Origin of the sequence: Halomonas sp. KO116, from assembly GCF_000734975.2 — a bacterium.
In the GTDB taxonomy this organism is placed as follows: Bacteria; Pseudomonadota; Gammaproteobacteria; order Pseudomonadales; family Halomonadaceae; genus Vreelandella; species Vreelandella glaciei.
This window is the reverse complement of record NZ_CP011052.1, coordinates 1,918,375-1,944,997: the sequence shown is the minus strand read 5'-3', so window position 1 is coordinate 1,944,997 and position 26,623 is coordinate 1,918,375. Positions and strand designations below refer to the sequence as shown.

The window sequence follows — 26,623 nt, the reverse complement described above, 5'->3', positions numbered from 1 at the left end:
ATAACAAACGGATCCCCCTATGTTTCAGCTCACTCGTAGTGTCACCTGGCAGGCGCTCGACCGCCTACGCGACAAAACCGCTAACGACCGCATTCGTGACTACTTCACCAATGATCCTCAGCGCTTTGAGAAAATGAGCCTTCGGGTGGGCGGTCTGTTTCTTGACTACTCCAAGCACCATGTCTCCGATGAAGTGCTCGCCAAGCTGATCGAACTGGCCGACCACTCCGCGCTGGTACAGCGTCGGGCGCAGATGTTCTCCGGCGACATCATCAACGTCACCGAAAACCGCCCAGTACTGCACACCGCCCTGCGTCACTTAGGCGATGAGCCGGTGTATGTGGACGGCGAAGACGTCATGCCCGAGATCACCCGTACCCGCGAGCAGATCAAGCTATTCTCGGAAGCGGTACGCAATGGCGAGTGGAAAGGCTATAGCGGCAAACGTATTAAAGATGTGGTCAATATCGGCATTGGCGGCTCGGATCTTGGCCCTAACATGGCGGTGCGCGCGCTGCTCAAATACCGCCACCCGGAGCTCCACTTCCACTTCGTCTCCAACGTGGACGGCACCCATATCCAGAAGGTGCTTTCGCGCCTCGACCCGGCCACCACGCTGTTTATTGTCTCCACCAAAACCTTTTCTACCCAGGAGACACTGCTAAACGCCAAAACCGCGCGTCGCTGGTTCCTGGAAAACGCTGGCGAAGACGCCGACGTGGGTGCGCACTTTATCGCTGCCTCCACCAACCGCAAAGCGGCCATGGAGTTCGGCATTCGCGAAGAGAACGTGTTCGAATTCTGGGCCTGGGTGGGTGGCCGTTACTCCATGTGGTCGTCCATTGGGCTGCCGATTGCGCTTTCGATCGGTTTCGAAGGCTTTATCGAGCTACTGGAAGGCGCTCATGAGATGGATAACCATTTCATCAACGCGCCCTTCTCGCAAAATATGCCGGTGCTGATGGCGCTGATTGGTATTTGGTACATCAATTTTATTGGCGCAGAAACCCAAGCCATCGTGCCCTACGACCAGGCGCTGAACCAACTGCCTTCTTTCCTGCAGCAGTTGGACATGGAGTCTAACGGCAAGTCGGTAGATATTTTCGGCCACCCGGTGAACTACAAAACCGGCCCCATTGTGTGGGGCCAAACCGGCTCCAACGGCCAGCATGCCTTCTTCCAGCTACTGCATCAGGGCACCCGCTACGTACCGATTGATTTTATTGCCTCGCTCAAGCCCGAGCCCGGCGTGGAAGACCACCACTTCGCCTTACTGACCAATATGCTCGCTCAGGCCAACGCCTTTATGGAGGGCAGCCAGGGGGACAGCAAAGAACTCAGCCAACACGACCCCTACAGTTGCCCCGGCAACCGCCCTTCCAGCACGCTACTGCTGGACGAGCTAACGCCGAAAAACCTAGGCGCACTGATTGCGCTCTACGAGCACAAGGTGTTTGTGCAAGGGGTGATCTGGAACATCAACTCGTTTGACCAGTGGGGCGTACAGCTTGGCAAACGCATCGCGGGTGAAATCAGCGAACGCATCGATGCCCACGCCGCCGACTTCGATGCCTCCACACAAGGCCTGCTGGAGTTGGTGCGGGCGCACTTCCCTAATGGCGGCAGTGACGAAAAGGAAAGCGCACCGGCCAGTGCCGACAAGAAGCCAACACGGAAAAAACATTGAACGAATAGGCTTATAAATCGATAGAAAACAACGCCTTGGTTTGAAAGAACCAAGGCGTTTTAATTTTTGCTGAGCCTTACTATTAGCCGATTGGCAGGTCGAGCTTAAAGTTCTTAATGATTTTCTTGTCTAAACAGCTTCTTAGAAACGTATTCATCGGTGCCATATTGTTAGATGTATAAAAATCCAACATCAGGGTATTGAACTCTTGCTGTCGTTTGGCTGGAACATTAATAATCGGGAATCCATGCATCAGCAAAATGCCATTCATCATAAAGCGACCAGTACGCTTGTTAACATCCCAGAAAAATTGAGCCCTAGCCATCTGCAGAAACGCAGTGATGGCTTGGTCGTAACTGTCCTCTTCGCTCGCTACTAGCCGCTGGACTTCTTGCCATTTAGCTTCAAGCTCGTCAGGCATAGGCGGCTCATAGTCAGAACCTGCAACCGTTACATAACCCGAGCGAAACTTGCCCCACTCCAGCGCCTCTTCTTTACCGGCAATGGCATGGATGTCTAGAGCGGTTTGCTTATCAAAGCGGAACTGCCCCTTATCGACTAAATAAAATATATATTCCCAAGCTTTCGCCTGGTTAATCGCCATATTCTGATCGCTGATTTTATGGCCGCCCACGGTGATCCCATCCAAAATGGTCTGCACCTCGGGCAGCGTCATAGCGACCCCCTCAAGATTCACGGCATCGTATACCAAAGCAGGCACATCCCGTATCGCCAGTTGCCTAGCCAAGGGGGCGTTAGGCTTCATGTTCCAAAGTTTATCTTGTGCTGGCTCCATGGGAGTGGGACTCGTGTTCGGCAAATGGGATAAGTATATCGCTACGGGATAGAGTATATGCGGTGAGGAAGCTATCTGTTACTAAACAGAGCTAATAGGCTCTGATGCTTCGCTCTTTTTAACGCCTCTATGCTCGCACATCTCTGCCAGTTTCGACTCCGATAAAAACGTGGCGGCGATGGTGGATTCTAACCAGATAGCCAGAACGGACTCACTATCGCTTAGCGTAAATAACCGATCATTCAATGTCCCTATACATAATATGTTGAGGCCCCGCAGCCCCGCCCAGGTAACGCTCACCAGTCTCATAAAAGCCCGCCTTTCGATAACAGGTGTATGCCGCTAGGTTCTTACAGTTCACCGTCAGGGAGTTAAGAGAGCAAATTAATTAACTATGACCAGCATGCTGGTCAATATTATTGGCTACCGGCCTCATCCGGTATCAGCGCCAGCAAGTCGGTGACCTCAATATCTAGACCGGCTTGCGAGAGCAGCGTTGTTATCTGCCCGCGGTGGTGGGTTTGGTGATTGAAGAAGTGCAAGATCAGGCTGGAGAAACTGCGGATGGCTGGAACTCCTTTCATATTTTGGTAACTCAAGATTGTCTCTAGATCCTCATCTGTCAGCGCTGCGATCCAATTGATAATCACGCTATCCAACCATTGACGATGTGCCTTGAGGCCATCCAAGTCATCAAACATCACTTGATCAAGCCGCGCAGGCGTTGGCAGCGCCACCATGACCGCAAGTGTTGTGGTAGAAGAGGGATGGCTTGCAAACCGCTTAAGCCAAAGCGTGTCGGCTACAACGATATGATTTAAAGTGCCAAAAATAGAGCCAAAGTAAGCGCCTCTCTCCTCTGCAAGTTCAGTTGTACTCAGCTTGCTAGCCGTATCGTATACCTTGGCATTCATCCACTGATTGTAGGATGCCATTAATGCAAAATGTGGTTGAAGTTCCATAGGTCAAATCGCCTCTTTCCATGCTGGCAACAACGGGTTCTTTAAGCGTATGAAATAAAGACGCGTTTGTATCCCCGAATTTGCTATTTAAGCCGCTAAGCCTTTTCTTGCGCCTTTGCCCAAACGCCATATACTGTATAAATAGCCATATAGTTAGTTATACAGGTCAGAGGTGGCAAATGACGACTCCCGATCAAACATCGAGTGTTTCAGCTGTGCGCAAAGGCCGCGGAGCAACGTACGACCCGCACAATCGTTTTTCACCTACCCGTAGCGTGGTGGAAGACGATGGTTGGTGGCGGGAAGAAACATCTACAACCATCGCCACCGAAGTGCGAGAAGAGGTGAGCAAGAGCGCGCTATCGTGGAATAAATCGCCGGATTTGCCATTTGATCGCTCGCTGAATCCTTACCGTGGCTGTGAACATGGCTGCGTTTACTGCTACGCACGCCCCTCACATGCTTACTGGGATCTATCGCCAGGGCTGGATTTTGAAACTAAACTCATTGCCCGCAGCGGTTTGGTGGAACGGTTAACGGAGGAGCTTTGCCATCCCAACTACATCTGCCGCCCCATCAATCTTTCTGGCAATACCGACTGCTACCAGCCGTTAGAGGCTACTTATAAAACCACACGCCGCTTGCTGGAGTTGCTGTTGGAGTGTCGCCATCCGGTAACGTTAGTGACTAAAAGCACGCTGGTGCTACGCGATCTAGAACTATTGGCAGAGATGGCAGAGCATCGGCTGGTGCGTGTGTTTGTTAGCTTGACCAGCCTGGACGCCAATTTAAAGCGCACGCTAGAACCACGGGCGGCCTCGCCTCAGGCGCGCTTGCGGGCCATTAGTGAACTCAATACGGCGGGAGTCCCAGTCGGCACATTGATTTCACCGGTTATCCCAGGGCTGACTGATCATGAAATTGAAAAGCTACTGGAAGCCGCCAGCCGAGCAGGCGCACGAACGGCGGCCTGGATGCTGCTGCGCTTACCTTACGAAGTAGCGCCGCTGTTTGAGGCGTGGCTGGAAGCTCACTACCCAGAACGCGCCGCCAAAGTGATGAGCCTTATGCGCCAGTGCAGAGGCGGTAAGGCCTATGATGCCAAGTTTGGTAAGCGCTTTCGTGGAGAAGGGGTATTCGCTGATTTAATTGCTCAGCGCTTTGCTCGCGCCAGCCGCCAGTGGAACATGCAGGATCGCACCGAGCAGGGCTTGAATACGCGGGATTTCCGCCCACCACGGGCGCAGGGCGACTTATTCCTTTAAGCTAAGCAGCGCGTTAATCAATTTGCTGTTAAGGAAGCCTAATGTCCGCGCTTAGCAAAACGAAATCGAGTTTTTACCGACGTTTATACGTAGCCCATCTTATCGAACATGGCGCTGCCAGCGTGCCTGCACTAATTGAAGCCACCGGCATGCCACGGCGTACCGCTCAGGATACGATCGCCTCCCTTGCCGAATTAGATATCGAGTGCGTATTTACAAGAGATGAAGGCGAGCGCCACAACATTGGCCGCTACCAAATACGCGATTGGGGGGCGATTGACCCACGTTGGGTGGCAACGAATGCCGAGCGGCTTAAACAGGCACTTGGCTATTCCGGAGCCCTCTGATCGTTTTCCTCCGGCTCGGCCCACGCTAACCGGGCGGCATTGAGCGTGACACTCAGCGAACTTGCCGCCATAGCGAATACCGCAACCAGAGGTGGAATGGCCATCACAGCTACCAGCCCTAGGGCCAGCGTATTATACAGTGCCGAAAAGAACAGATTCTGCACCATGATGCGCCGGGTGTATTTAGCAATGCTAAGCAGTTTTACTACCCCCCCCACTCCCGGCGTCATAAGCTGTGCGGAAGCCCCTTCACGGGCGGCCTCGCTGGCACTTAGCGGGGCAATACCCACATCAGCCGCGGCCAAGCTCAACGTATCATTCAAGCCATCACCTACATAGAGCGTTGGCGCTAGTAGCGCCTGCAACAACCGCGCTTTGGCTTCGGGCGAACGCTGGGCATAGCAAGCTTCTCGGGCAAGCCCTATCTGCTCACCCAGCCAGCTAACAGCCCCCTGCCGGTCGCCGCTAATCATCGCCACCACATAGCCTGATGCGAGCAGGCGCTTCACGCTTGGAGCGGCATCCTCCACCGGTTGATCGGCCAGATAGAACGTGGCCAGCCAGCCCGCTTCATCAGCCAACATCACTTGAGAAGCAAACGCCAGCGCGGGGTCTTCAGCTTGAAATGGCAACGCAATCTGCTGACGAGTTAGCCAATTAGCGCTACCTAGCGTTAGCCACTCGCCGCTATTTAGCTGCACACGGCGCCCTTCCCCAGGCGATTCATTTACTTCTATATTCTGATCAGGATTCTGCTCAGGGTTCTGCTCACGTTGATCATTCGACCAGTGCGCTAACGCGTGCGCTAGCGGATGTTCGCTTCCAGCGACGGCGGCGCTTAGTTTGCGCTGCACCGTGTGTTTATCAACGCCCTCCCGTGCCTGCCAATGCAGCACGGAATGATTGCCGGTCGTTAAGGTGCCGGTTTTATCCAGGGCTACCGAGCGAATGCGCGCCAAAGTTTCAAGCGCGGCCGGGTCGCGTAGCGCAATACCTTGCTGCATGGCCTGACCGCTACCAGCAAGGCTTGCCAACGGCACGGCAAGCCCAACGGCACAGGGGCATGCCACCACCAGTACGGAAAGCGCCCGCACAAAGGCCTCTTCCCAGCCCGTTCCAAATAACAGCGCAGTAGGCAACGTCAGCAGCGCCAGTACAAGTGCTAAGGGGCTTAGCCAAGCTGCAAAGCGATCAGCTAGCTTCTGCAGCTCGCCTTTTTTGGCCTGATAGCGGCGCATTTCGTCACATAGCCGATCCAGTCGCCGCTTGCCTACCCCGGCACTCACCTGCATTACCAGCGGCGTTGCACCCAGGTAGCGGCAGCCTGCGTAGACCTTCTGACCTGTATGAAAGTGGCGCGGCAGGTTTTCGCCGGTCAGCGAGGCGGTATTGACCCAGCCAGGCGCCTCCAGGGTGCCATCAAGCGCTACCCGCTCACCTGGCGCTAACTCGACGCGCATTCCTGCAGCCACTTCATCGGCAGGAACCATTACCCAATGTTCATGTTGGTAAACGCTTATGTTCGCGTTCGGTAGTGTCAATGCGTCCAGCGCTTTTAACCCACGGTGACGGCACAGCGTTTCCACTAACCGCCCGACCAGCAATAGCACAATCAACATCACCGCCGTATCGAAATACACTTCCGATGAACCGCGCCATAAAAGCCCGATCGAGACGAGCACCGCGCCAAATACACCAAGGCTAACGAGCACATCCATTCCAGGGCGTTTGGCGAGCAATGTACGCCATCCCGCTCGGTAAAACGGCACGCCCGCAAACAGCACCACGGGAAGTGAAAAAGCACCCGACACCCATGCCACTACCTGCTCGACCTGTTCATTGGGCAAGGCGGATGCGTAGATCAAAATTGAGGCAAGCATGGTCCACATGCCAAATAGCGAACCCACCATCAGTCTAAGTGTGAGGTAGCGGCTCTCCTCTTCCAATCGTGCATGGGCATCGCCCACCGGCTCAAGTTCCGTCAGCCGGTAGCCTAGTCGCTTAACCTTTAAGGCAAGCACTGAGAGCTGAGTCGCGGCTGGCGTGCCGCTTATACAGAGCGTGGCGCTGGGATAATGCACGCTAACGTCGTGCACGCCATCACTCCGTTTGAGGGAGCCTTCCACGGCCAACGCGCAACTGGTGCACCACATGCCGTGAAGGGTATAGAGCTTGTCTGCGTTAGTGTCAGTCATACCACTCACAGGCAAGGCGGAATACCGATGATGGGCATCGCTGCAAACAATACGCCGAAGGTAGAAAAAAGATAGAGCCCGGCAGAAACCCGTGCATTAAAGCGCAGCCGACCGGCATGATGTTTGCTCATGCGGTAACACCCCACCGTTAACGCAGCTAACAGCGCAACGGCGGCAAGACTGACCATAAGCAGCAACGCATTAACGAGGGTAAAAACACCTTGTTCTGGGTCAGGGGGCATGACTTCACAGGCCACAGCATGGCCACCGTAAACTGTTACAAACCAAGCACTCCAAAGCGTTAAGCCAATAACAAAGTGTAATGGGTGAGTGAGGTGTAAGCGCTGCATCACGATGGTCATCCGCCTAACTCCCTATGACACGGGGCAGCACGGCAAGCGCGCCCAAGATGATCCAGAACGTCGCCACGTTATAACGCCACAATTGAGCAACGACAGCGGGCTCAAAAGGTGCATGGGCGCCCACATAGCCATAACCCACCCGCAGGCCCTGAAGCAGTGTTAGCACAGCACCCAAACCGCCATGAAACAGTGCATACGCTAGTCCCACCATAATGATTGCATCATGAGAGTTCTCGGTAACCGCAAGGTCTGCGCTCAGCAGTACCCAAAGCGTGATGCTCACCTGTACAAACCCAAGCGCGCTAATACTGAACATGCCTAGTGACAGCCCAGCATCACGCTGCTGACGCAACCCGCTTATCATTTTTTCGAGGATGCCTGCACCTACCGTGAGTGCCCCACCAGCCAACAGCAGCCCCACCAGGGAGAGCGGTGATACCTCAGGCATTCGCCATTCAGGCGAGACCGTCCAAAGGTAGAACCAGCCAAACAAATAGGAAAGGAAGAACGAGCCATTAGCGAGCATGGTTATCGACATTGCCCATAGCCCGGGGCCATCCATGGTACGCGAGTGCAGCGGAGGATCGCCGGGTGCCACCCGTGCATCAGGCGCAGCTTTAGGATGTGCACCGTTTTCCCATGACCAGCGCAATAGAAACAATCCAGCGACCACCACGGCGATAACGGCCAACGGGTAAAGGCGAGTCAGCAGACTTATACACACCACTGCCAACGCCATCGCAGCGAAAAGCGGCCACCACGAGTTACCCGGCAGGTGAATAATTTCGCGCACTTTGCCGGTTAACGGATCGGTTCCCCACATTTCACGTCGCCCATGAGTCGCTACCGCCAAACTATGCTGGCCTTCCGCTATAGTGCGCGGCAAATCAGGGTCATCCCAAAGCGGGTGGCGTGTCTCGATTTTTGGCAAACTGACAAAATTATAGGCGCTTGGCGGCATGCTATTGGCCCACTCAAGGCCATCAGCATTCCATGGATTAGGCTTAGCGGGCTTGCCAAAACGGAAGTGTAGGGCAAAATCCAGCAGCACCATGGCAATCCCCGCCGACATAATGAAGCCACCTACGGAAGAAATTAGATTAAAAATATCCCAACCCATGCCCGCGTCATAAGAGTAAACACGGCGCGGCATACCCAGCAGCCCGGTCCAGTGCATAATCAGGAAGGTGGTATTAAAACCGATGAATGTCAGCCAGAAGCCCCATTTACCCAGCGTTTCAGAAGGCATACGGCCTGAAAAGAGGGGCAGCCAGTAGTAAAGCCCGGCGATCAGCGGGAAGAACATTCCGCCGACTAAAACGTAGTGCATATGCGCCACCACGAAGTGGGTATCGTGCACTTGCCAGTTAAACGGCACCAGCGCCAGCATTACCCCCGTTAAGCCGCCGCACACAAAAATGATCAAGAAGCCTAATATCCATAGCATCGGCAGCTTCATCTTCGGCTTACCCAGCCATAACGTCGCCAGCCAAACAAATACCTGAATCGCCGTGGGCACCGCGACCAGCATACTGGCGGCTGAAAAGAAGGCTTGAGCCAGCTGGGGAATCCCCACGGTAAACATATGGTGGACCCATAATCCAAAGCTGATAAAGCCGGTGGTGACAATGGCAAAAACCACCCAGCCATAGCCCACAATCGGACGGCCAGCGAACACCGGTATCAGCGTAGACACTATCCCCGCCGCCGGTAAAAAGATGATGTAAACCTCAGGGTGACCGAACAGCCAGAAGAGATGCTGCCAAAGAATGGGGTCACCGCCCCCGGCCACGTCAAAAAAAGGCATCCCCGCGGCACGCTCGAGCTCAAGTAAAATACTGCCCAGAATCAGCGGCGGGAAACCGACCACTATCATTAAAGCCATCGCGAGAATGTACCAGGCAAACAGCGGCATTTTATGCAGCGCCATTCCTTGGGTACGCGTACGCAGTATTGAAACCACCAGTTCTACACCTGCAGAGAGCGCGGAGATTTCAACAAAGGTGATCCCCAGTAGCCAAAAGTCCGAACCTAAACCCGGTGAATACTCGCTACTACTGAGCGGGGTATACATGAACCAGCCACTGTTCGGTGCCATCTCTAACACCAAACTAAACGTTAAAATAATGCCGCCGAACAGATAGCACCAGTAGCCCAGCGATGTTAGCCGTGGGCAGACCAGATCGCGGGCACCAATCATCTTGGGAATCATGTAAATCGCCAGCCCTTCCAGCATCGGGATAGCGAACAGGAACATCATCACCGTGCCGTGCATGGTGGTGACTTGGTTATAGATATCCGGCGTCATGAAATCTTGATCAGAAAGCGCCAGCTGGGTGCGTACCAGCATGGCCAACAGACCGCCGATCAAGAAAAATACCATCCCCGTGACCATGAATCTCAGGCCTAGGGTGGTGTGGTTTACAATGGTCAGTGCTTTTAAGCCGCGCGGGTTTCCCCAGATCTCATGCAGATCGTTGTGCAACCGCTGAGGATTTTCGGGTAAATCGCCCGGTGGCGTCACTTCACGATTAATGGTCGTCATGGTGTCAAGCTCTCCAGCCAAGCACCCAGGGACGCCAAGGTAGCGGTGTCAATATCATCGTGGGGCGGCATTTTATTGCCTGGCTTTAAACGTTGATGGTGTTGCAGCCAGTGGGTCACCGCGCCCTCTTCCATGGCCATAATGCCCGCTCCTAAGCTGGTACGGCTGCCTAAATCAGAAAGGTCAGGCCCTTCTCCAGCCGTTGAGAGCCCGGCTACCCGGTGGCAGCTCGCGCAATGGGTCATAAATGCCTCCCTGGCAGGTTCATGCTGTTGCTCGTTTGTCGCTAGCGACGACAATTCATCCGTTTGACGGTCAGCCAACCAAGCGTCGTACTCGTCGCGCTCGACAGCTTCTACATAGAGCTGCATCTGGGCATGCTGGGCGCCGCAGAACTCGGCGCATTGAGCGCCAAATACCGCTGGCTCATCCGCTTCCAAGCGTATTTTATTGATGCGCCCTGGAACCATATCAATCTTGCCACCTAACCGCGGCACCCAAAAGGCATGGATCACATCGGCGCCGGTAACATGAAAATCAATGGGCTCACCCGCCGGCATGATGAGTTGATTAGCAGTCACCACTTCGCCGCCTTCCGCTCCTGGGTAGCGCACTTCCCACCACCACTGATGGCCGATGACTTCAATCACTTCCGGTGGATCACTTAAAGGCAGCGTTAACATACGTTGACCCGTCGGCACACCAAAAGTTAACAGCGCGATAATACTGGCGACTGGCAGTATTATCCCGCCGCCGACAATCCAACGCCGTGCCACCCGGCGCTCTTCTACCGGCGTGCGTGCCACCTCTTTACGCTTAAAGGTAGACAGCCAAAAAACGGTGACCATGACTAAAACCACGGTGCCAAACCCTAGCATCACCCACCAAATCATCACCACATCTCGCGCAGCTTGGCCTGCTGGGTCTAGAATAGACTTATCGCCCGCGCAGCCGGTTAGCAGTAATCCAGCTAATAGTGCGAGCAGAATACCCAGCCGGTTGACCCTCTGCTGGGTTAAGCGTTGAATACTTGTTAAGCGCTGGATACGTGTTAAACATTGAAGACTAAGCCTCATCCCTGAACTCCTTTTTCTGCCCACAGGAAGTGACCATGGCAAAAACTCGCCAACTCTCGATCGTAAGCCGCGCCTCTATCGCCGGCCACCCATTGCATCCAGTGATGATTCATTTCCCGGTCGCCGCGCTGTTGGCGCTGGTGGCCAGCGATATCGGCTTTTTGCTGAGTGGTGATGAATTCTGGCTGCGCGCCAGCCTGTGGCTGGCTGGCGTCGGTGCGTTTGGGGGCTGGATTGCCAGTACGGCAGGGATTATCGACTTGGTCACCGTGCCGCGTATTCGCCGCCTGATTACCGGCTGGAGTCATGCCATCGTAGCGGTCGTAATGCTCTCGCTGGCGTCGCTGAACTGGCTGCTGCGCTTTAACGACGCCAGTGCGATTTTGCCCTGGGGATTGGCCGTATCGCTGATCACCGCTGGCTTGATCGCCGTGGCGGGTCTGCTGGGCGGCCAGTTGGTGTATGAACATGCGGTAGGAGTCGACGTTGAGGACTAGAGCCACAGTGTTAGCTCCAATCCAGCGGTTTTGCTAATACAAAGCCTAGCACGCTGAGAATGGCCACTAACGCAACGCATAGCGCTGTCCAGTTGGCTGGCTTCACCCAACGGTAGTGGCCCTGCTCAAGGCGCAGTATTAACCAGCCAAAACAGCCATGAGCGGCCACCATCGCCACCACGGCCCCAAGCTTTAAGATTAACCAGCCGCCCAATATGCCATGAGTGAGAAACAGCAACGTACCCGACGCTATCGCCACCAGGGCGGCTGGAGTAGCAACAGAATTATAAAAAAAACGCGGCATCGGTGGCGTGCCCTGAGCAAAGCCCGAGTCTTTACGTAGCTGCAGCGTTTGGCTGAGCAAAGCGGGCAAATACAACAGCGAGCCGCACCAGATCACTAGCGCGGCAATGTGAAGCAGTTTAAGCCAGGGCATCGGGGCTTCCTTGCATTGCTTAAGGCGAGATAATGCGACCCCCTAACCTTAGCCAACTCACCGCACTCTGGCTAGCCGATTAACTCACCTGGATCTCGTAACCTGTGAATTTGCGGAGATTAATAACGCCGCTATCAAGTAGCAAATACTGGCCTTTGACGCCTTGCAGCACGCCTTCCACCACCGGTTGCTTATCAAAATTATGCGACACCACTTTTTTTGGGAAGACGCTGACCGGGTAGTGAAATTCTTGTGCGGGCTGCTCCAGGGTGCGAATGGCATCTGCCCCATGAGTCTCGCGGAGTTGATTCAGCCCGCCAGCTAAAAGGCTCAGCAGCCGGTCACGCTCAGCGGCTAAATCCATTGCTGTAACATCACCTTTAAGCATGGCCCGCCAGTTGGTGCGATCGGCCACCTTCTCTTTGAACAGCATTTCGACAAACCCGGACTGCTGCCGGGTATCGACTTCCAGAATCGGCAGCGCCTGTATCGCACCTTGATCCAACCAACGGGTCGGCATTTGGGTTTTACGCGTAATACCTACTTTCAAGCCAGAAGAGTTAGCCAAGTAAACGATGTGAGGCTGAAAACAGTGTTTCTCACCCCACTCCGGCTCACGGCAGGTGCCTTGGAAAAAGTGGCAGGTTTCCGGTTTCATAATGCAGGTATCGCATTGTGCTAACCGCTTAAAGCAAGGATAACAATGGCCTTGGGCAAAGCTCTTCTTGGTCGCCCGCCCACAGTGGGTACAGGCAATCGCGCCTGTCCAACGCAAACTAAGCGGCTCACCGATACGCTCATTAAGCGCGACACGGTGCTCCCCTGCACGCAAATGGTAGGCTACCTGCTCATGCTGACGATCAGGCAGCGCTGCCGCCATTTTGCTTAAACAACCTTGCACTACCGCTTCAATCACGCGCGGCATCCCGTGCCAAGCCGGCCATTTCTGGTGTTACACCAGCGCCGCTGGCAGCTGCCCCACAGGTACGCTGCTCTAAATAGCCTACGCGGCTCTCTTCCGGCACGTTATTCTCGGCTTCATAGCGCATCACCGCTTCCAAACAGAGCTCGGTCTGCTCGGGCGTTAAGCGACGACCATCAGGCCATTTGCGCAGCGATACCGCCTGTTTTAGGCTCTCATAGATCGCTGGGGTCATCTGGTTAATCATTTTCTCGAACGTCATTTCGCTCATTGCGGCCTCTTAATGTTTTTTCAAACGGCGGGATGAATAATACCAGCCTGTGATGAGCCCCACGAGTAGGCCACCCAAATGCGCTTCATTAGCGACATTGCCAAAACCAACGCTGCCCGCCATATCGGTCATGGTGAACACCATCCACCCCAGCATGAAGACCACCAGCATTTGCGGCACAAAGAAACCGCTTCGGGGCACCCGCCGCGACATTAACCAAACGTGGGCCAGCAGCGCATAAACCACACCGGACATACCGCCAAACAATACGGTACCGGTCAGGTACTGAGCAATGTTGGCCCCTATGCCCGCCACAATAAGTAGCAGTAGCATAGTGCGGCTGCCCTGCAACGCTTCAATCTGACGGCCGAAGTACCACACCCACATCAGATTAAATATCAAATGCATCCAGCCAAAGTGCAGAAATGCAGGCGATAGTAAGCGCCACACCTGCCCTGACGAGAGCGTTTGCGACAGCTGACCGAACACCAGCTCACCCCCTGAAATACCGATGGGCACGATGGTCAACGTCACGATCAGTTGATCACCGAACACCCCTATCAGGGCAAACACCACCACGCTTATCGCAATCATCAAGGCCGTCACCGGCACTTGTTTGAGAGAAGTCAGGGAAGAAGTCATGTTCCGTGAACGCTTGGCTGAGTGCTGAAGCTCCAGGGGTTCCCCCTGTTTCCAGCGCTCTACCAGTGATGTTAGTTCATCGTGTTGACGAGGGTCAGCAATCCATAGCAGCTGGCCGTCGGCCTCGTCGGTAATGCGGTGACCAATGCGGTGGCGCCAAAGTGCCTTGCGCAGTTCGCTTGTATCCGCGTGATCGGGCAAAAGCATCACTGGATGCATAACATCCCTCTAATAAATGCGCTAACGGCACGCTGACCGCAGCGAGTAGGTATTAAGCAAGCTATCGGCTGCCAACAAGCAGGCAAAAAAAACCGGCGGTGGGGACCGCCGGAGAATAAAAGCAAGGGATCATTCAAGGGAACACTTACTCTGATAGCCGACAGCAGCGTTAGTTCAGCCGTTTTGCAAAAATTATGTAAAAAAAAGTAACCAAAGAAATAATCACCTAATCAAAATCAATTTCCCAGGGTTTAGGCAATGCCCGCTCCTCTTTCGGCACCTTAATCCATACAAAGTGGTCGGCATTTAGCGTCGTCTCCCCGCTCCAGCGATAAGCGACTAACCGGCCATATTTGACCGCGCTGTAGTCTAAACAGGCGATATTACCAGCAGGAAGCGACGGTATCCCTTCGCACCAGTAGTGACCAATAAATAACGGTGGCTGTTCTGGCCCATAATAACTCAATTGCTGCCGCTCTTCGGCCGTGAGTTCGCGGGTTTCAAGATCGCCGGGCAGGTTATCCGGTTGGAAGACCACATCACCCCACTGTTGCGGGTCTTGAGCCCAAAAGTGAGCGCGAAAACTTTTCCGCGTAAAGCCATCGCCAGAGTGTATCGCAATACCTTCGGGCAGCGAGACATGCGGGCCTCGAGTGAGGCGATCCAGTATTTGATACGCTTGGGTAGTGGGGTCGGTGGATTCAACCAAAAACTCGGTGTCCATACATTGATCAGGACGTCGCTGCTTTAGCTCGTCAATCAGTTTCTGATCCCAACAGGCATGCACCACCCGAATCCCATCTACCTCAAGGCAGAGCGGGATAGTTTTAAACCACGCCAACGTATCTTCCCACTCGTTGGTGTAGTCGCGATACTGCTCTAGGGTGTCTTGAATAATGCGATTATGACGGGGTGTATGCTCACGCAGCCAGCGCTTGTGGCTACCTGCAGGCCCTGGATGGGTATACGCCAGGGCGTTGTACTCATGGTTACCCATCACAATGTAGGCCTCGCCCTGCTCTACCATCCGCCGGGCAATGGTCACAGCCAAGCGAATACGCGGCCCGCGATCAATCAGGTCGCCAAGGAAAATCACCTTGCGGTGTGGATGGCGGTATACACCGCTGCGCTGATGATAACCCAGCTTTTCGAGTAATGCGGCTAACGTAGCGCCACAGCCGTGGACATCACCAATCAGGTCATATCCTTCCAGCTGAGGCCTGCCTTGCGTTTCACGCTGCATGCTTAATCCCCCAACCGGTGGCTCCAGCCTAATTTGCTGCGCAGCACTTCGTAGAAATTATGTCCGATGGGGTGCACCAGTTGAACGCGTTCAGGCTTACGGGTAATCACCAACACATCGTTGGGCTTCGCTACCGCCCGCGTTTGCCCATCGCAGCTTATATGCGGATAGGTTTGGTTAGTTTCGCCAATATGAATACGGATTTCGCTGGCGGCATCAATCACGATTGGCCGACTCGACAGCGTATGGGGAAACATCGGCACCAGCGTCACTACATCAAGTTTGGGGTGCATGATCGGCCCGCCACCCGAGAGTGCATAAGCCGTAGAGCCGGTAGGCGTGGCGACAATCAAGCCATCGCTGCGCTGGCTATAAACAAACTGACCATCAATAAACAGTTCAAACTCAATCATGCGCACCGCTTTACCGGGGTGCAGAACGACCTCATTCAAGGCATCGCCGTTGCCCACCGCAACACCGTTACGGTAGAGCACGGCGTCTAACAGGAAACGCTGTTCAATCTCAAATTCGCCCGCGAGCACTTCACTAACACGGGTTTCCAGCTCATCTGGCGAAATGTCCGTGAGAAACCCTAAGCGGCCACGATTGACCCCTAAAATAAGCGTTCCGCTTCGGCAGAGCGTACGCGCCGCGCCAAGCAAACTGCCATCGCCACCCACCACGATCACCAGATCGCACAGCTCCCCCAACATGCGGCGGCTTGCTTCCGGTTGACCATGGTGCGGCAAGGCAGTAGCCGTGCGGTCTTCCACCAGCACCGAATACTCATGGGCGACGAGATAGGTCACCAGACGCTGCAGAGAATCGATTACTTTATCGCTACCCAACCGACCAATCAGCCCGATGGTTTTAAAGGGCCTGCCTGATTGATCGCTGGAGGGCGACCTAGTCTCTGAAGACATAGCCTCTGAAGATTTGGCATCTGGCGGTAAGGTGTTGCTCATGGGCCGACTCTCGCTAACAGAAGCCGCCATTATGGAGACACCTGAGGTATCGGGCAAATAGGCTTAGCTAACGGCCACTTGACGACGCTGGCACCACCAATGGTTGAGCCACAGCGAGGCCGCAATGATAAGCGCGCCCAGCAGCAAGCGCGGGATATCCGCATCGCGGTTCCAAATTACCAGGTTAACGATAAGCCCTGCTGGCACCAGCGCATTATTCATAATCGCTAGCGTGCCAGCATCCACTTTAGTGGCGCCCTGATTCCAGGCAAAGTAGCCAACGCCAGACGCCACTAACCCCAGCCAGGCCAGTACGCCCCACTGCAGCGATGTGGTCGGTAATGCAGCGCTGTTGCCGAAGAGTAAATAAGCGGGTAGTGCCACTAACATTGCGCCAACGAAGAACCAGCCAAACACATTGTGCCACGCCAGCGTAGGAGGCAAATCAGCCGCTAATCGACGATAACCTACCTGACCAATAGCAAAGCAAAGGTTTGCCCCTTGCACCACTAAAAAGCCCATCCAGAAGCCGCTATCGACACCGTCATAGCGGATAACGCCTGCCCCGAGAACTGCAAGCAGTGCCGTCACGAGATAGATGGGGGTAAAGCGGCCAAACAGGAGGTCATCCAGCAGTGCGATATAGATAGGCGTAAAGATCGTGAACAGCAGTACTTCTGGCACCGACAACAGCAAAAAGGATTGGTAGAAGAAGGTGTACATCACTCCCAATTGGATGGCACCTAATCCCATGAGGGCGAGCCGCTGCTTACCGCGCAGCAGGCTGGGGCGTAAAAACGGCAGGAACACCAGCATGGCAAGCGTTACTCGTAGCAGCACCGCAAAGTAGCTGTCGACCTGCCCAGCCAGATAAACCCCTATCAACGAAAAGGAAAATGCCCACAGGGCGGTGACGCCCATTAGATAACCCATAGTAAACCCCGGCTTATAAATTAGTTTACGAGGATTATACGCACATGGATGAAGCTGCCAAGTCGTAAACGTAATAACAACCGTTGGTTAACGCCGCTGCAACCACCAAACCGTATACACCACACCCGGCAACCAACCCGCCAGTGTCAACACCAACGCGAGAATCACACGCTTTTGGCCGCCCTGTGTTAAGCCGACTGCGAGGGGTGGCAGACATATCGCCAGGGCATAATAGGCGAACTTCAACGCGGCGGGCTCGGGTGTCACTGGTTCTGCCTGGCTCACTGATGCCGTTTTGGATGATGCAGCCGGAGTCGCGTCTAGCGCCGCCTTGGGCGGTGGAGTGAAGTGTTCTACGGCGTCAGGAGCTGACTCTTTAGCGGCCTGAGCTGCCCGCTCCTGGGTAGGATGATGGGCTTCTTTATCGATTTTTTGCTCAAGGGTTTCAGCCCCTTCAGCCAAGTCATCGTGATGGCGCTCCCAGTCTTCCCAATCATGGGGTGTGCCCGATTTAGGCCGTTGATGACCAGAGCCCCTCGCCCGTTCCCAGGCTTTCTCTTCTAATGTATTGGGTCGATCCGGGTCACGTTCACTCCCCACGCCTTTGCGGTTTAAATATTCACGTGCATCCATGGAAGGCTCCTTGATGCCTTAATTAACGGTCAGGTGATGCCATTAGAAAATTAACAACACAGAAAATTCAGTACTTATAGCGTTGAATAAAGATAGCTTGCAGGACGCACGCCATGAACAAATCACCTACAGTGAAAGAGTTGATATTACCTTAGTGCCTACAACAACGAACAATCAGAACGCACTGCCTGCGACAGCTTTATTATTGTCACAGCGCTGAATACGATGATCGAGGAGTGTCCATGATGAGTAGAGCTGCACCCAACATCGTTCGCGACATCATGTCCCGCGATTGCTACCGTGTTTCACCCGACGCATCAATCACCACATTAGCCAAGGGCCTGGCACTGCACCGCTTGCCAGGCGCACCAGTGGTTGATGCCGCCGACCGCTTAATCGGCTTTATTTCGGAGCAGGATGTATTGGGCCGTGTGCTTGATAGTATCTATCACGATGATGAGGCGCCGCTCGTTAAAGAGTTGATGCGCCACGAAGTACTCAGCGTATCACCGAATAAGAGCATTACCGACTTGGCACAGGAAATGCGGTCAGCGAAACCCAAGGTATACCCGGTCGTGGAGCAACAGCGGTTGATAGGCATCGTGACACGACGTGATATCCTAATTGCGCTGCTAATGATTCGCCGCCATTAGCCGTTATGCTGGCTACGCTTTCTTTAAGCGGCGATATAACAGGCAAGCATCAGGCAAAAAAAAACCGCTACTCAAGGAGTAGCGGAAGCAAGGGATCAAAACAAAGAGCCAGAACAACAACTTTAGCGACTGCTATCGCGCTGTTGTCTGTACATACTCAGACACGCCGCGCTGGAAAAGTTCGCAAAATAGTAAAATTTTCGACCTTGGCGGCGTCAAGCGTATAATTAAATGACAATTTGTGAACTGATGACGCCTAGGAGCCCAGCGAATGGCGCTGTATTTATTGGTATTTGGAGTGTGCTTGCTGGTGATTGGCGCGGTAATGCTGGTGTTGATGACCTCAAGCACGCCGCGCTACCGCACTGAACCTAAGGATTTACTGGCGCTGTTTGATAAAGCGCTCAACAGCCAGGTAAGCGAAACCGAGTGGAACGCTATTATCGGCTACCCTATTCGGCATAATGAGTATTTGGATGGCATTCGTCGCCGAGCCGCGCATTTAATGGAACAGCATGGCCGACGCTGGATGGTAGCCCAGGGTAAACCATTGCTCAATCAAGAGGGCCAGGCTGAACTTAAGGCCCTTCGCGATCATTTGTCCGCACATACAGCCCTCCGCCAGCAGTAGCTGGTGCGGTTCAGGAGACCTGCTATGCCGAGCACCATTCGACAAATACCTCTAGCCAGCGCCACGCAACATCATGCCCATGATTTTCATCAAATAGTCATCACCATGTGTGGCTCGTCAGAGTTTGAAATTGAAGGATTGGGTGGGCGCGTCAATGCCTTTTCGGGCTGTATCGTGCCCGCCAATCACGAACACTACTATTCGGGCAATGGCCATAATCGACAATTGATTCTCGACCTGCCCGAGGACGCCCCCGCTTTGACAGGTGAAAATCACGAATTAGTAGCGCTATTTGATGCCCCCCGTTTCTTTGGTTTAGACAACGCACTGCGCCACTACTTAGCCTTTATGGAGAGCGAACTTGCTCAAGGGTTTGATACCTCTACCAACTCCTTTCAGCAAGACCGCTTAGCGGCCACCCTTTTAGGCTCCCTTAAAGCGAGGTTGGGCTCTGCTACCACTTCAAACCAACGTCGGCTGGACTTGACGCGAATTAATCATTTTATTCGCCAGCACCTAGCTGAGGAGCTGCGTGTCGCTGACCTAGCGCGGCTGGCTTGTTTGAGCGAAGCACATTTTTCCGACTGTTTCCGCGCCCAAACCGGGCTTTCACCCTGGCAATACGTCAAGCGGCAACGGCTAAATGCGGCCCGCCAACTGATTTTGCAAAGCCGACTTCCGCTCACCGACATTGCCATTCAAACCGGCTTTGCCAACCAAAGCGCACTTTCTCATGCTTTCCGGCGTAGCTATGGTTTGTCGCCGCGTAAACTACGCCAGGGTGATGCGTCACCCGTTGCGATCAGTGCCTCAAACGCTGGGTTAGGGCCGCTAGCTGGCCAGCAAAAACTATACTAAAGTCGTAAAGTTACTGTGCTTGCCGCGGAATTGACATGTTTTACCGTGAAATCAGCATACACCTGAGTTAGCCGCACTCTACATTCGCTTACTAGCTTGGGCGTAACGCCCTGTTACCCATTCGTTCTGTTCAGACTTTCGGGGGCTTCAATGCTCAATGCCAAGAAAATGCGTGACCCTGCCATCTGGCAAACTGATCTCGACACTCTCATAGCGCGCGTTAGCGACCACTATCTAGTGGATGAAAGCGCCTATGTCAGCGAACTGATCAAGGTACTGGATGCTGACCGCGACGACTTTGCCCGCATTGAAGCCAATACAGCCGCATTGGTTCAGGATGTCCGTAAAATGGACACGGCCGTCGATACGATTGATGAGCTACTCCAGCAGTACAGCCTGGATACTCACGAAGGCCTGATGCTGATGTGCCTAGCGGAGGCCATGCTGCGCATTCCCGACAAAGCTACCGCCGATGCCCTGATTGAAGATAAACTCGGCCCCGCCGACTGGCAGTCTCACGTGGGCAAGAGCGACTCGTGGATGGTCAACGCCTCTACCTGGGGCCTGTTAATGACCGGGCGCGTGCTCAAGCTAGACCACCCTAAAGAGGGGCAGCCCGCCAACTTCATCAATCGCATGGTTAATCGTATGGGTGAGCCGGTGATCCGCCGCGCCATGTACGAAGCGATGAAGATAATGGGCAAGCAGTTCGTGCTGGGTCGCGATATTAATGAAGCACTGAAGCGCTCCAAGCCGCTGTTTAATAAAGGCTATACCTACTCCTACGACATGCTGGGCGAAGCCGCCCGTACCCGTAACGATGCACAGCGCTATTTTGATGACTACGCACGGGCCATTGAGCAAGTCGGCAAGACTTGCAAAACGTTAAGCGATAAAACCCCGGCACCGTCGGTCTCCATTAAGCTCTCAGCCCTTCACCCCCGCTATGAGTTTGGCCGCCGCGAGCAAGTGCTTGCCGAGCTGGTCGACACGGTCATCAAGCTGGTTAGCAAGGCACGTGCACTGGATGTTGCGGTCACTATTGACGCTGAAGAGATCGATCGCCTGGAGATTTCCCTGGAAGTCTTCCGTGCGGTTTACGAAAGTGAAGCCGCCAAGGGCTGGGGGCACTTTGGCTTAGTGGTTCAAGCCTACTCCAAGCGCGCGCTGCCGGTGCTGCACTACATCAACCGCTTGGCCGACCAGCAAGGCGACGAGATTCCTCTGCGCTTGGTCAAAGGCGCTTATTGGGATACCGAAATTAAAGAGTCCCAGCAGCTTGGGGTCGACGGCTATCCGGTATTTACACGTAAAGCGGGCACCGATGTGGCTTATCTCGCCTGCGCGCAGTTCCTGCTCTCTAACGATACCAATGGGCGTATTTTTCCGCAGTTTGCTACCCATAATGCCCACACTGTGACGACTATTTTAGAATTTGCTAATCGCGATAGCCGTCCTTTTGAGTTTCAACGCCTGCATGGCATGGGCGAAGCCCTTTATGACGCTGCTCTTGAGCGTGCCCCGAAAGGTACCTACTGCCGTATTTACGCCCCCGTGGGTGCGCATAAAGACCTGCTGCCCTACTTAGTGCGGCGCCTGCTTGAAAATGGTGCCAACTCCTCGTTTGTTCACCAGTTGGTTGACCCTGACGTACCGGTCGAGTGGCTGTGTCAGCACCCGATTGAAACCCTGCGCCAGCAGAAACACCTGGCCAATATGAACATTCCGTTACCCAAAGACATTTACGGGCCCAAACGGCGCAATTCACGCGGCGTGAATCTGAATATACGCAGCCATTACTATCCGCTCATGGAGAAGATGGCCGCGTTTATGGATCAGCAATACCCGACGAAGCCGCTGCTCGCTTTTGATGTCGCTGACGACGCCGCCAATACACATAGCGTTACCAGCCCATACGACCGCCAAAAAACTGTCGGTAGCGTTCAGTGGACGAGCAAAGAGCAAGCCACCCAGGCGCTGGATGCTGCCTGGGCCGCTTTCCCTCGTTGGGACGCCACCCCGGTGGCCGAACGGGCGGCTATTGTCCGTCGCTTGGGGGATTTGATGGAAGAGCATATGCCAGAGCTAATGGCATTGTGCTCACGTGAAGGCGGTAAACTGCTTACCGATGGCGTCGATGAAATTAGAGAAGCCGTCGACTTCTGCCGTTTCTACGCCATGCGCGCTGAAGAGGATTTCGGCCAAGTCATCGAGCTCCCTGGCCCCACTGGCGAATCCAACCGTTTATTTATGGGTGGCAAGGGGGTATTCGCAGCCATCAGCCCCTGGAACTTCCCTGTCGCGATCTTCTGCGGCCAAATTGTCGCAGCGGCGGTAGCAGGTAACACGGTACTGGCCAAACCGGCGGAACAGACGTCTATCGTCGCGCATCGTGTTATTGAGCTGCTCCACGAAGCGGGCATGCCCCGTGATGTCGTCCAACTACTGCCCGGTGACGGCCCCACAGTAGGTAGCGTGCTGACCTCCGACCCGCGGATCACCGGAGTCGTCTTCACCGGTGGCACCGACACCGCACAAATTATCAACCGCGCTTTGGCGGCACGAGAAAATGCCCCGCTAGCCACCCTGATTGCGGAAACCGGCGGCATGAACGCCATGATTGTCGATTCTACTGCCCTACCTGAACAGGTGGTAGTAGATGTGATTCAGTCGGCCTTTCAGAGCGCTGGGCAGCGCTGCTCGGCGCTGCGGGTACTGTATCTACAAGACGATGTTGCCGACCGGGTCATTGAAATCCTTAAAGGCGCGATGAATGAACTGCGCATTGGCGATCCTCGCGATTTAGGCACCGATGTGGGGCCGGTGATCGATGAAGAGGCGCGTAAAGGCTTAATGGAGCACATCGAAAAACTCAAAGCCGAAAATCGGCTGGTCGCCGAAACACCGATGGCTGCTGAGCATACTCAAGATGGCACGTTCGTGGCGCCTGTCGCCTTCACGATTGATAGCATCGATTCACTCACGCGCGAGCAGTTCGGGCCCATACTGCATATCGTGCGTTACAAAGCCAGTGAGCTTGATAAAGTTATCAATGACATTAACGGTCGAAATTACGGCCTGACGTTTGGCGTACATAGCCGTAACGAATCATTCGCCGCTGAAATAGCGCAGAAAATGCGCGTGGGCAATGTGTACATCAACCGTAATATCATTGGGGCTGTGGTGGGCGTTCAACCGTTTGGTGGTCAAGGGCTTTCTGGTACAGGGCCAAAAGCTGGCGGCCTTCACTACCTGCAGCGCTTTGTAACTGAAAAAACGATTACTAATAACACTGCTGCTTTAGGCGGGAACGCGTCACTACTGGCGCTGGGTGATGAGTGAGCCGCTCATCCCACCCACAAATTTCTCCGACCTCACCCCAGCCTGACGTTTGCTGGGGTACGTCAAGTGAACAGGAAAAGGGAATAATAGCCATTAACAACAAGACTGTGCCACAACCCACTCTTCTCGGTAAGCGCACTAACCTGTCGGCGCTACGTCCGACTTAATAACTAAGAAACAGGAGACTTTTTTATGGCTATTGGCGTTTGGATCAGCCTTTTTGCTTACTTTGCGCTCATGATTGGCATCGGCCTTTATGCTATGCGCAAATCCACATCCACCTCGGAAGATTACATGCTAGGTGGCCGGACCCTTAGCCCAAAGGTGGCGGCCCTGTCGGCTGGCGCTTCAGACATGAGCGGGTGGTTGCTGCTGGGGTTACCCGGGGCGATGTTCGTATCCGGCTTGGGCTCGGCCTGGATCGGTATCGGCCTGTTCGTGGGTGCCTTCTTTAACTGGGTACTGGTGGCACCGCGCTTGCGTGAACAGACGGTTCACTATGGCAATGCGATTACGATTCCAGCTTTCTTGGCCAACCGGTTCCCGACTCGGTCAATGTCGCTGAGGACGGTATCCGCCATCGTCATCGTTATCTTTTTCGCGGTATATACGGCGTCAGGCTTAGTGGCAGGCGGTAAGCTGTTCGAAAGCGCCTTTGCTGGCGTCATCAACATTGGTGGCCTGAGCGATTACGCTACGGGCATCATCATTACGCTGGGTGTGGTGCTGGTCTATACCGTGGTCGGCGGTTTCCTGGCCGTGAGCATGACGGACTTCGTGCAAGGCTGCATCATGATGCTGGCCTTGGTGATCATGCCAGCGGTGGTGCTGTTTGGCGAAGGTGGCGGTGGTTTCACCCAAGCGTCACAGACACTCAATGAGGTCGACCCCACGCTACTGTCATGGACAGAAGGATTGACCTTTATCGGCTGGCTCTCTGCCGTTACCTGGGGCCTGGGTTATTTTGGCCAACCCCATATCATTGTGCGCTTCATGGCTATCCGAACGCTGAAAGATGTGCCTATTGCCCGCAATATCGGCATGAGCTGGATGGCCATCTCGCTAATTGGCGCAGTCTCTCTGGGCGTGTTTGGACGTGCCTACGCAGTTCGTAATGGCATGGACGTAGAAGATCCGGAAACGATCTTTATTATCCTAGCCGAGCTGCTGTTCCATCCGCTGATCACTGGCTTCCTCTATGCTGCTCTGCTGGCAGCGGTCATGAGTACCATTTCCAGCCAACTGCTGGTGGCTTCTTCATCACTGACCGAGGACTTCTATCGCCTGTTCTTTCGTAAAGAAGCGACCGATAAAGAGTGTGTGGGCGTAGGCCGGATCAGTGTCGTACTGGTTGGCTTGGTAGCGGCCGTTATCGCGTCAGACCCGGATTCACAGGTACTGGGGCTAGTCAGTAATGCCTGGGCAGGCTTTGGTGCTGCGTTTGGTCCGCTGATTATCTTGTCGCTGATGTGGTCGCGCACGAACGGTGCTGGCGCTATCGCTGGCATGGTAGTGGGTGCCGCTACCGTCATGATCTGGATTGCATTGGGCTGGAACGGTGAATTTATGGGTGGTCCCGGTGTGTATGAGATCATTCCCGGCTTCATCGCTTCCTTTATTGCCATTCTGGTAGTGAGCAGTATGACGGCCGATGCGGGTGAATATCAGCACATCACTCGCTAACCAATAAGTTGTTCATGAGACCTTTGCGTGTCAGATATATCGACAACAGGAAGGTCTCTACATTACAGCTCTTCTGCGCTATATGTGATCGGGCCACCTTCGGGTGGCCTTTTTATGCCTGCCGTTCATGTTGTGAATAACGGATCTGGCGTTAAGACAGCCAACCCTTGCCCTAGATCAATAACCAGGGATCACCACTTTATTAGACTCTTAAACATCATGAAGTGGCTCATTCATAGCCGCTTAGCAATGCCACTAGGAGTCAACTCATGCGTAAAGCCGCCTTTTCCACCCTACTCATTTCCAGTATTGCCGCTGCGGCTTTGATGACCAGCAGCCAGGTATTCGCCTATGGCGCGGGTGACTTTTTTACCCGCGTGGGTGTTGCAAAAGTGGACCCGACAAGCAATAACGGTGAGATATTAGGCGCCGATGTTAATGTCGATGCGGAGACGAATTTTGCCTTCACGTTAGGCTATCGCTTCCACGACAAAATGGGCGTCGAGCTGCTGGCCGCGCTACCCTTCAAACACGACCTGCAGGTGGAAGGCGTGACCGATGGCTCTACCAAGCACTTGCCACCTACCCTCACACTACAGTACTACCCGTTAGGGGGTACCGAGGCCCGTATTCAGCCTTATGTCGGCGCCGGTATTAACTACACCCGCTTCTCTGACGAAAAAACCGATATCGGCGCGTCATTGGAGCTTGACGACTCCTGGGGCGCAGCGGGTCAAGTAGGTATCGACCTGCTGATTGATGAACATTGGGCGTTAAATGCTGCGGCGTGGTACATCGATATCGATTCCGATGCCAAGGTGGGCGGCGTAGAGGCGGGCACCGTTGAGATCGACCCAGTAGTGGTAATGGCTGGCCTCAGCTACCGCTTCTAAGCGCCTTCAAAAGCGTTATGAGGGATGTAATTTACAAAGCCTGCCTTGCGGCAGGCTTTGTATTTTAAACCGCTTTCATCTTTAAATACCGTTCAGCTTTCAGTGACTAACTGGTCGACTTTTTCTACCGCGCGTACAACAAGCAGTTGATGGTGGGCAGGTGTTTTCTCCTGCTGCAAATACGCGGCCACAGCGGGAGCCACTTCGCACTTGGCCGGCATGGCGGCACGGGCCTCAATCAAGGCGTTTAAGCGAGCAATGAATACAAAGCGCACCCATTGAGGCAGTGACATTGTATCAATGCAAAACGGCTGCTGGCTGGCGAATGCATCAGCGTCAGGTGTTGGCATACGCCATAGATCGGCGGCTTTCATCGCGGCTTCAAGTTCTAGAAGTGCTGTCTGTAGCGGTTGAAAAGTACTCATAACGTCGTTTGTAACTACCTCGTAAAATTAAAAATCGTATCTTATTACCATTATCCCCATTCGGCTGGCTGCTTGCCAATCAAGGTTACTTGTGAAGAGTTATCCATAGACCCACAGAAAACCTGCACGAGCCTGTGGATAA

Annotated in this window: 25 protein-coding genes; 10 read left to right on the top strand and 15 right to left on the bottom strand. The window is 54.1% G+C overall.

The genetic code is table 11. From position 1 onward, the window contains the following. Positions 1 to 19 precede the first annotated feature (19 nt). Positions 20 to 1,687 (top strand): glucose-6-phosphate isomerase, encoded by a 1,668-nt coding sequence (gene pgi / locus KO116_RS08990; protein ID WP_035557034.1) that lies wholly within the window; start codon positions 20 to 22, stop codon positions 1,685 to 1,687. An 82-nt stretch (positions 1,688 to 1,769) separates the two neighbouring features. On the opposite strand, the gene KO116_RS08985 is transcribed toward pgi, so the two are convergent. Both KO116_RS08985 and KO116_RS08975 read right to left on the bottom strand, forming a co-directional pair. Further along, complete coding sequence (locus tag KO116_RS08985) at positions 1,770 to 2,483, bottom strand: Fic family protein (RefSeq protein ID WP_200897140.1); 714 nt, start codon at positions 2,481 to 2,483, stop codon at positions 1,770 to 1,772. Positions 2,484 to 2,899: 416 nt separating this feature from the next. After that, positions 2,900 to 3,445, bottom strand: coding sequence for a DinB family protein (locus tag KO116_RS08975; RefSeq protein WP_035557029.1), 546 nt, complete (start codon positions 3,443 to 3,445; stop codon positions 2,900 to 2,902). 179 nt (positions 3,446 to 3,624) lie between these two features. On the opposite strand from KO116_RS08975, the gene KO116_RS08970 reads away from it, so the two are divergent. Together KO116_RS08970 and KO116_RS08965 are read left to right on the top strand one after the other, a co-directional pair. Then, complete coding sequence (locus KO116_RS08970) at positions 3,625 to 4,710, top strand: PA0069 family radical SAM protein (RefSeq protein WP_035557028.1); 1,086 nt, start codon at positions 3,625 to 3,627, stop codon at positions 4,708 to 4,710. A gap of 41 nt (positions 4,711 to 4,751) precedes the next feature. Then, positions 4,752 to 5,057, top strand: a complete 306-nt coding sequence (locus KO116_RS08965; RefSeq protein ID WP_035557026.1) for a winged helix-turn-helix domain-containing protein — start codon at positions 4,752 to 4,754, stop codon at positions 5,055 to 5,057. On the opposite strand, the gene KO116_RS08960 is transcribed toward KO116_RS08965, so the two are convergent. From KO116_RS08960 to coxB, 4 genes are read right to left on the bottom strand one after another with little or no spacing between them, the layout of a single operon-like run. Beyond that, complete coding sequence (locus KO116_RS08960) at positions 5,039 to 7,252, bottom strand: heavy metal translocating P-type ATPase (RefSeq protein ID WP_035557025.1); 2,214 nt, start codon at positions 7,250 to 7,252, stop codon at positions 5,039 to 5,041. The two genes, KO116_RS08965 and KO116_RS08960, sit on opposite strands and share 19 nt — an antisense overlap. A 5-nt stretch (positions 7,253 to 7,257) precedes the next feature. After that, a complete protein-coding gene (locus KO116_RS08955) occupies positions 7,258 to 7,614 on the bottom strand; it encodes a hypothetical protein (protein WP_052703753.1) in 357 nt (118 codons plus the stop codon). A 4-nt stretch (positions 7,615 to 7,618) separates the two neighbouring features. Then, entirely contained in the window at positions 7,619 to 10,159 is a 2,541-nt protein-coding gene (gene ctaD / locus KO116_RS08950) for a cytochrome c oxidase subunit I (RefSeq protein ID WP_035557024.1), read from the bottom strand. After that, positions 10,156 to 11,235, bottom strand: coding sequence for a cytochrome c oxidase subunit II (gene coxB / locus KO116_RS08945; RefSeq protein ID WP_035557022.1), 1,080 nt, complete (start codon positions 11,233 to 11,235; stop codon positions 10,156 to 10,158). The genes ctaD and coxB overlap by 4 nt, the downstream gene beginning before the upstream one ends. A 35-nt stretch (positions 11,236 to 11,270) precedes the next feature. On the opposite strand from coxB, the gene KO116_RS08940 reads away from it, so the two are divergent. After that, on the top strand, positions 11,271 to 11,732 hold the full coding sequence (locus KO116_RS08940) for a DUF2231 domain-containing protein (RefSeq protein WP_008957004.1): 462 nt from the start codon (positions 11,271 to 11,273) through the stop codon (positions 11,730 to 11,732). Between the two features lie 10 nt (positions 11,733 to 11,742). On the opposite strand, the gene KO116_RS08935 is transcribed toward KO116_RS08940, so the two are convergent. The 8 genes from KO116_RS08935 to KO116_RS08900 form a co-directional block, all read right to left on the bottom strand. Next, positions 11,743 to 12,168 (bottom strand): CopD family protein, encoded by a 426-nt coding sequence (locus KO116_RS08935; protein WP_035557020.1) that lies wholly within the window; start codon positions 12,166 to 12,168, stop codon positions 11,743 to 11,745. A 79-nt stretch (positions 12,169 to 12,247) separates the two neighbouring features. Continuing rightward, the gene (locus KO116_RS08930; RefSeq protein ID WP_035557018.1) at positions 12,248 to 13,093 is read right to left on the bottom strand and encodes a DUF2797 domain-containing protein; all 846 of its coding nucleotides are present in this window, start codon (positions 13,091 to 13,093) and stop codon (positions 12,248 to 12,250) included. Continuing rightward, entirely contained in the window at positions 13,077 to 13,361 is a 285-nt protein-coding gene (locus tag KO116_RS08925; protein WP_035556998.1) for a YeaC family protein, read from the bottom strand. The genes KO116_RS08930 and KO116_RS08925 overlap by 17 nt, the downstream gene beginning before the upstream one ends. A gap of 9 nt (positions 13,362 to 13,370) precedes the next feature. Next, positions 13,371 to 14,222 (bottom strand): rhomboid family intramembrane serine protease, encoded by an 852-nt coding sequence (locus tag KO116_RS08920; protein ID WP_035556996.1) that lies wholly within the window; start codon positions 14,220 to 14,222, stop codon positions 13,371 to 13,373. A 226-nt stretch (positions 14,223 to 14,448) separates the two neighbouring features. Next, positions 14,449 to 15,465 (bottom strand): metallophosphoesterase, encoded by a 1,017-nt coding sequence (locus KO116_RS08915; RefSeq protein ID WP_235272535.1) that lies wholly within the window; start codon positions 15,463 to 15,465, stop codon positions 14,449 to 14,451. A gap of 2 nt (positions 15,466 to 15,467) precedes the next feature. Beyond that, entirely contained in the window at positions 15,468 to 16,388 is a 921-nt protein-coding gene (locus tag KO116_RS08910) for an NAD(+) kinase (RefSeq protein WP_144408628.1), read from the bottom strand. Positions 16,389 to 16,493: 105 nt separating this feature from the next. Continuing rightward, positions 16,494 to 17,363 (bottom strand): carboxylate/amino acid/amine transporter, encoded by an 870-nt coding sequence (locus KO116_RS08905; protein WP_035556992.1) that lies wholly within the window; start codon positions 17,361 to 17,363, stop codon positions 16,494 to 16,496. An 87-nt stretch (positions 17,364 to 17,450) separates the two neighbouring features. After that, positions 17,451 to 17,996 (bottom strand): YqaE/Pmp3 family membrane protein, encoded by a 546-nt coding sequence (locus KO116_RS08900; RefSeq protein WP_035556984.1) that lies wholly within the window; start codon positions 17,994 to 17,996, stop codon positions 17,451 to 17,453. 245 nt (positions 17,997 to 18,241) lie between these two features. Here KO116_RS08900 and KO116_RS08895 point away from each other — a divergent pair, with 245 nt between their 5' ends. The 6 genes from KO116_RS08895 (at position 18,242) to KO116_RS08870 (ending at position 26,056) form a co-directional block, all read left to right on the top strand. Then, positions 18,242 to 18,649 (top strand): CBS domain-containing protein, encoded by a 408-nt coding sequence (locus KO116_RS08895; protein WP_035557597.1) that lies wholly within the window; start codon positions 18,242 to 18,244, stop codon positions 18,647 to 18,649. A gap of 271 nt (positions 18,650 to 18,920) precedes the next feature. Next, on the top strand, positions 18,921 to 19,280 hold the full coding sequence (locus KO116_RS08890) for a hypothetical protein (protein ID WP_008957014.1): 360 nt from the start codon (positions 18,921 to 18,923) through the stop codon (positions 19,278 to 19,280). A gap of 24 nt (positions 19,281 to 19,304) precedes the next feature. Beyond that, a complete protein-coding gene (locus tag KO116_RS08885; RefSeq protein WP_035556982.1) occupies positions 19,305 to 20,138 on the top strand; it encodes an AraC family transcriptional regulator in 834 nt (277 codons plus the stop codon). A 150-nt stretch (positions 20,139 to 20,288) separates the two neighbouring features. After that, entirely contained in the window at positions 20,289 to 23,480 is a 3,192-nt protein-coding gene (gene putA / locus KO116_RS08880; RefSeq protein WP_035556980.1) for a bifunctional proline dehydrogenase/L-glutamate gamma-semialdehyde dehydrogenase PutA, read from the top strand. 192 nt (positions 23,481 to 23,672) lie between these two features. Further along, the gene (gene putP, locus KO116_RS08875) at positions 23,673 to 25,163 is read left to right on the top strand and encodes a sodium/proline symporter PutP (RefSeq protein ID WP_008957017.1); all 1,491 of its coding nucleotides are present in this window, start codon (positions 23,673 to 23,675) and stop codon (positions 25,161 to 25,163) included. Positions 25,164 to 25,432: 269 nt separating this feature from the next. Next, positions 25,433 to 26,056 carry an OmpW/AlkL family protein gene (locus KO116_RS08870; RefSeq protein WP_035556978.1) on the top strand — a complete coding sequence of 208 codons (624 nt, stop codon included), beginning with the start codon at positions 25,433 to 25,435 and terminating at the stop codon, positions 26,054 to 26,056. A gap of 92 nt (positions 26,057 to 26,148) precedes the next feature. Here KO116_RS08870 and KO116_RS08865 read toward each other — a convergent pair whose 3' ends face one another. After that, a complete protein-coding gene (locus tag KO116_RS08865) occupies positions 26,149 to 26,481 on the bottom strand; it encodes a YqcC family protein (RefSeq protein WP_008957019.1) in 333 nt (110 codons plus the stop codon). Between the last annotated feature and the right edge of the window lie 142 nt (positions 26,482 to 26,623).

Excerpts from the sequence above, each read along its gene's own strand:
- KO116_RS08905 (WP_035556992.1), bottom strand. The coding sequence starts at position 17,363 with ATGGGTTATCTAATGGGCGTCACCGCCCTGTGGGCATTTTCCTTTTCG.
- pgi (WP_035557034.1), top strand. The coding sequence starts at position 20 with ATGTTTCAGCTCACTCGTAGTGTCACCTGGCAGGCGCTCGACCGCCTA.
- KO116_RS08985 (WP_200897140.1), bottom strand. The coding sequence starts at position 2,483 with ATGGAGCCAGCACAAGATAAACTTTGGAACATGAAGCCTAACGCCCCC.
- KO116_RS08870 (WP_035556978.1), top strand. The coding sequence starts at position 25,433 with ATGCGTAAAGCCGCCTTTTCCACCCTACTCATTTCCAGTATTGCCGCT.
- KO116_RS08925 (WP_035556998.1), bottom strand. The coding sequence starts at position 13,361 with ATGAGCGAAATGACGTTCGAGAAAATGATTAACCAGATGACCCCAGCG.
- KO116_RS08865 (WP_008957019.1), bottom strand. The coding sequence starts at position 26,481 with ATGAGTACTTTTCAACCGCTACAGACAGCACTTCTAGAACTTGAAGCC.
- KO116_RS08970 (WP_035557028.1), top strand. The coding sequence starts at position 3,625 with ATGACGACTCCCGATCAAACATCGAGTGTTTCAGCTGTGCGCAAAGGC.
- KO116_RS08910 (WP_144408628.1), bottom strand. The coding sequence starts at position 16,388 with ATGTCTTCAGAGACTAGGTCGCCCTCCAGCGATCAATCAGGCAGGCCC.
- KO116_RS08975 (WP_035557029.1), bottom strand. The coding sequence starts at position 3,445 with ATGGAACTTCAACCACATTTTGCATTAATGGCATCCTACAATCAGTGG.
- KO116_RS08935 (WP_035557020.1), bottom strand. The coding sequence starts at position 12,168 with ATGCCCTGGCTTAAACTGCTTCACATTGCCGCGCTAGTGATCTGGTGC.
- KO116_RS08890 (WP_008957014.1), top strand. The coding sequence starts at position 18,921 with ATGGCGCTGTATTTATTGGTATTTGGAGTGTGCTTGCTGGTGATTGGC.
- KO116_RS08960 (WP_035557025.1), bottom strand. The coding sequence starts at position 7,252 with ATGACTGACACTAACGCAGACAAGCTCTATACCCTTCACGGCATGTGG.
- KO116_RS08930 (WP_035557018.1), bottom strand. The coding sequence starts at position 13,093 with ATGCCGCGCGTGATTGAAGCGGTAGTGCAAGGTTGTTTAAGCAAAATG.
- putP (WP_008957017.1), top strand. The coding sequence starts at position 23,673 with ATGGCTATTGGCGTTTGGATCAGCCTTTTTGCTTACTTTGCGCTCATG.
- coxB (WP_035557022.1), bottom strand. The coding sequence starts at position 11,235 with ATGAGGCTTAGTCTTCAATGTTTAACACGTATCCAGCGCTTAACAAGT.
- KO116_RS08900 (WP_035556984.1), bottom strand. The coding sequence starts at position 17,996 with ATGGATGCACGTGAATATTTAAACCGCAAAGGCGTGGGGAGTGAACGT.
- putA (WP_035556980.1), top strand. The coding sequence starts at position 20,289 with ATGCTCAATGCCAAGAAAATGCGTGACCCTGCCATCTGGCAAACTGAT.
- KO116_RS08895 (WP_035557597.1), top strand. The coding sequence starts at position 18,242 with ATGAGTAGAGCTGCACCCAACATCGTTCGCGACATCATGTCCCGCGAT.
- KO116_RS08885 (WP_035556982.1), top strand. The coding sequence starts at position 19,305 with ATGCCGAGCACCATTCGACAAATACCTCTAGCCAGCGCCACGCAACAT.
- KO116_RS08965 (WP_035557026.1), top strand. The coding sequence starts at position 4,752 with ATGTCCGCGCTTAGCAAAACGAAATCGAGTTTTTACCGACGTTTATAC.
- KO116_RS08955 (WP_052703753.1), bottom strand. The coding sequence starts at position 7,614 with ATGACCATCGTGATGCAGCGCTTACACCTCACTCACCCATTACACTTT.
- ctaD (WP_035557024.1), bottom strand. The coding sequence starts at position 10,159 with ATGACGACCATTAATCGTGAAGTGACGCCACCGGGCGATTTACCCGAA.
- KO116_RS08920 (WP_035556996.1), bottom strand. The coding sequence starts at position 14,222 with ATGCATCCAGTGATGCTTTTGCCCGATCACGCGGATACAAGCGAACTG.
- KO116_RS08940 (WP_008957004.1), top strand. The coding sequence starts at position 11,271 with ATGGCAAAAACTCGCCAACTCTCGATCGTAAGCCGCGCCTCTATCGCC.
- KO116_RS08915 (WP_235272535.1), bottom strand. The coding sequence starts at position 15,465 with ATGCAGCGTGAAACGCAAGGCAGGCCTCAGCTGGAAGGATATGACCTG.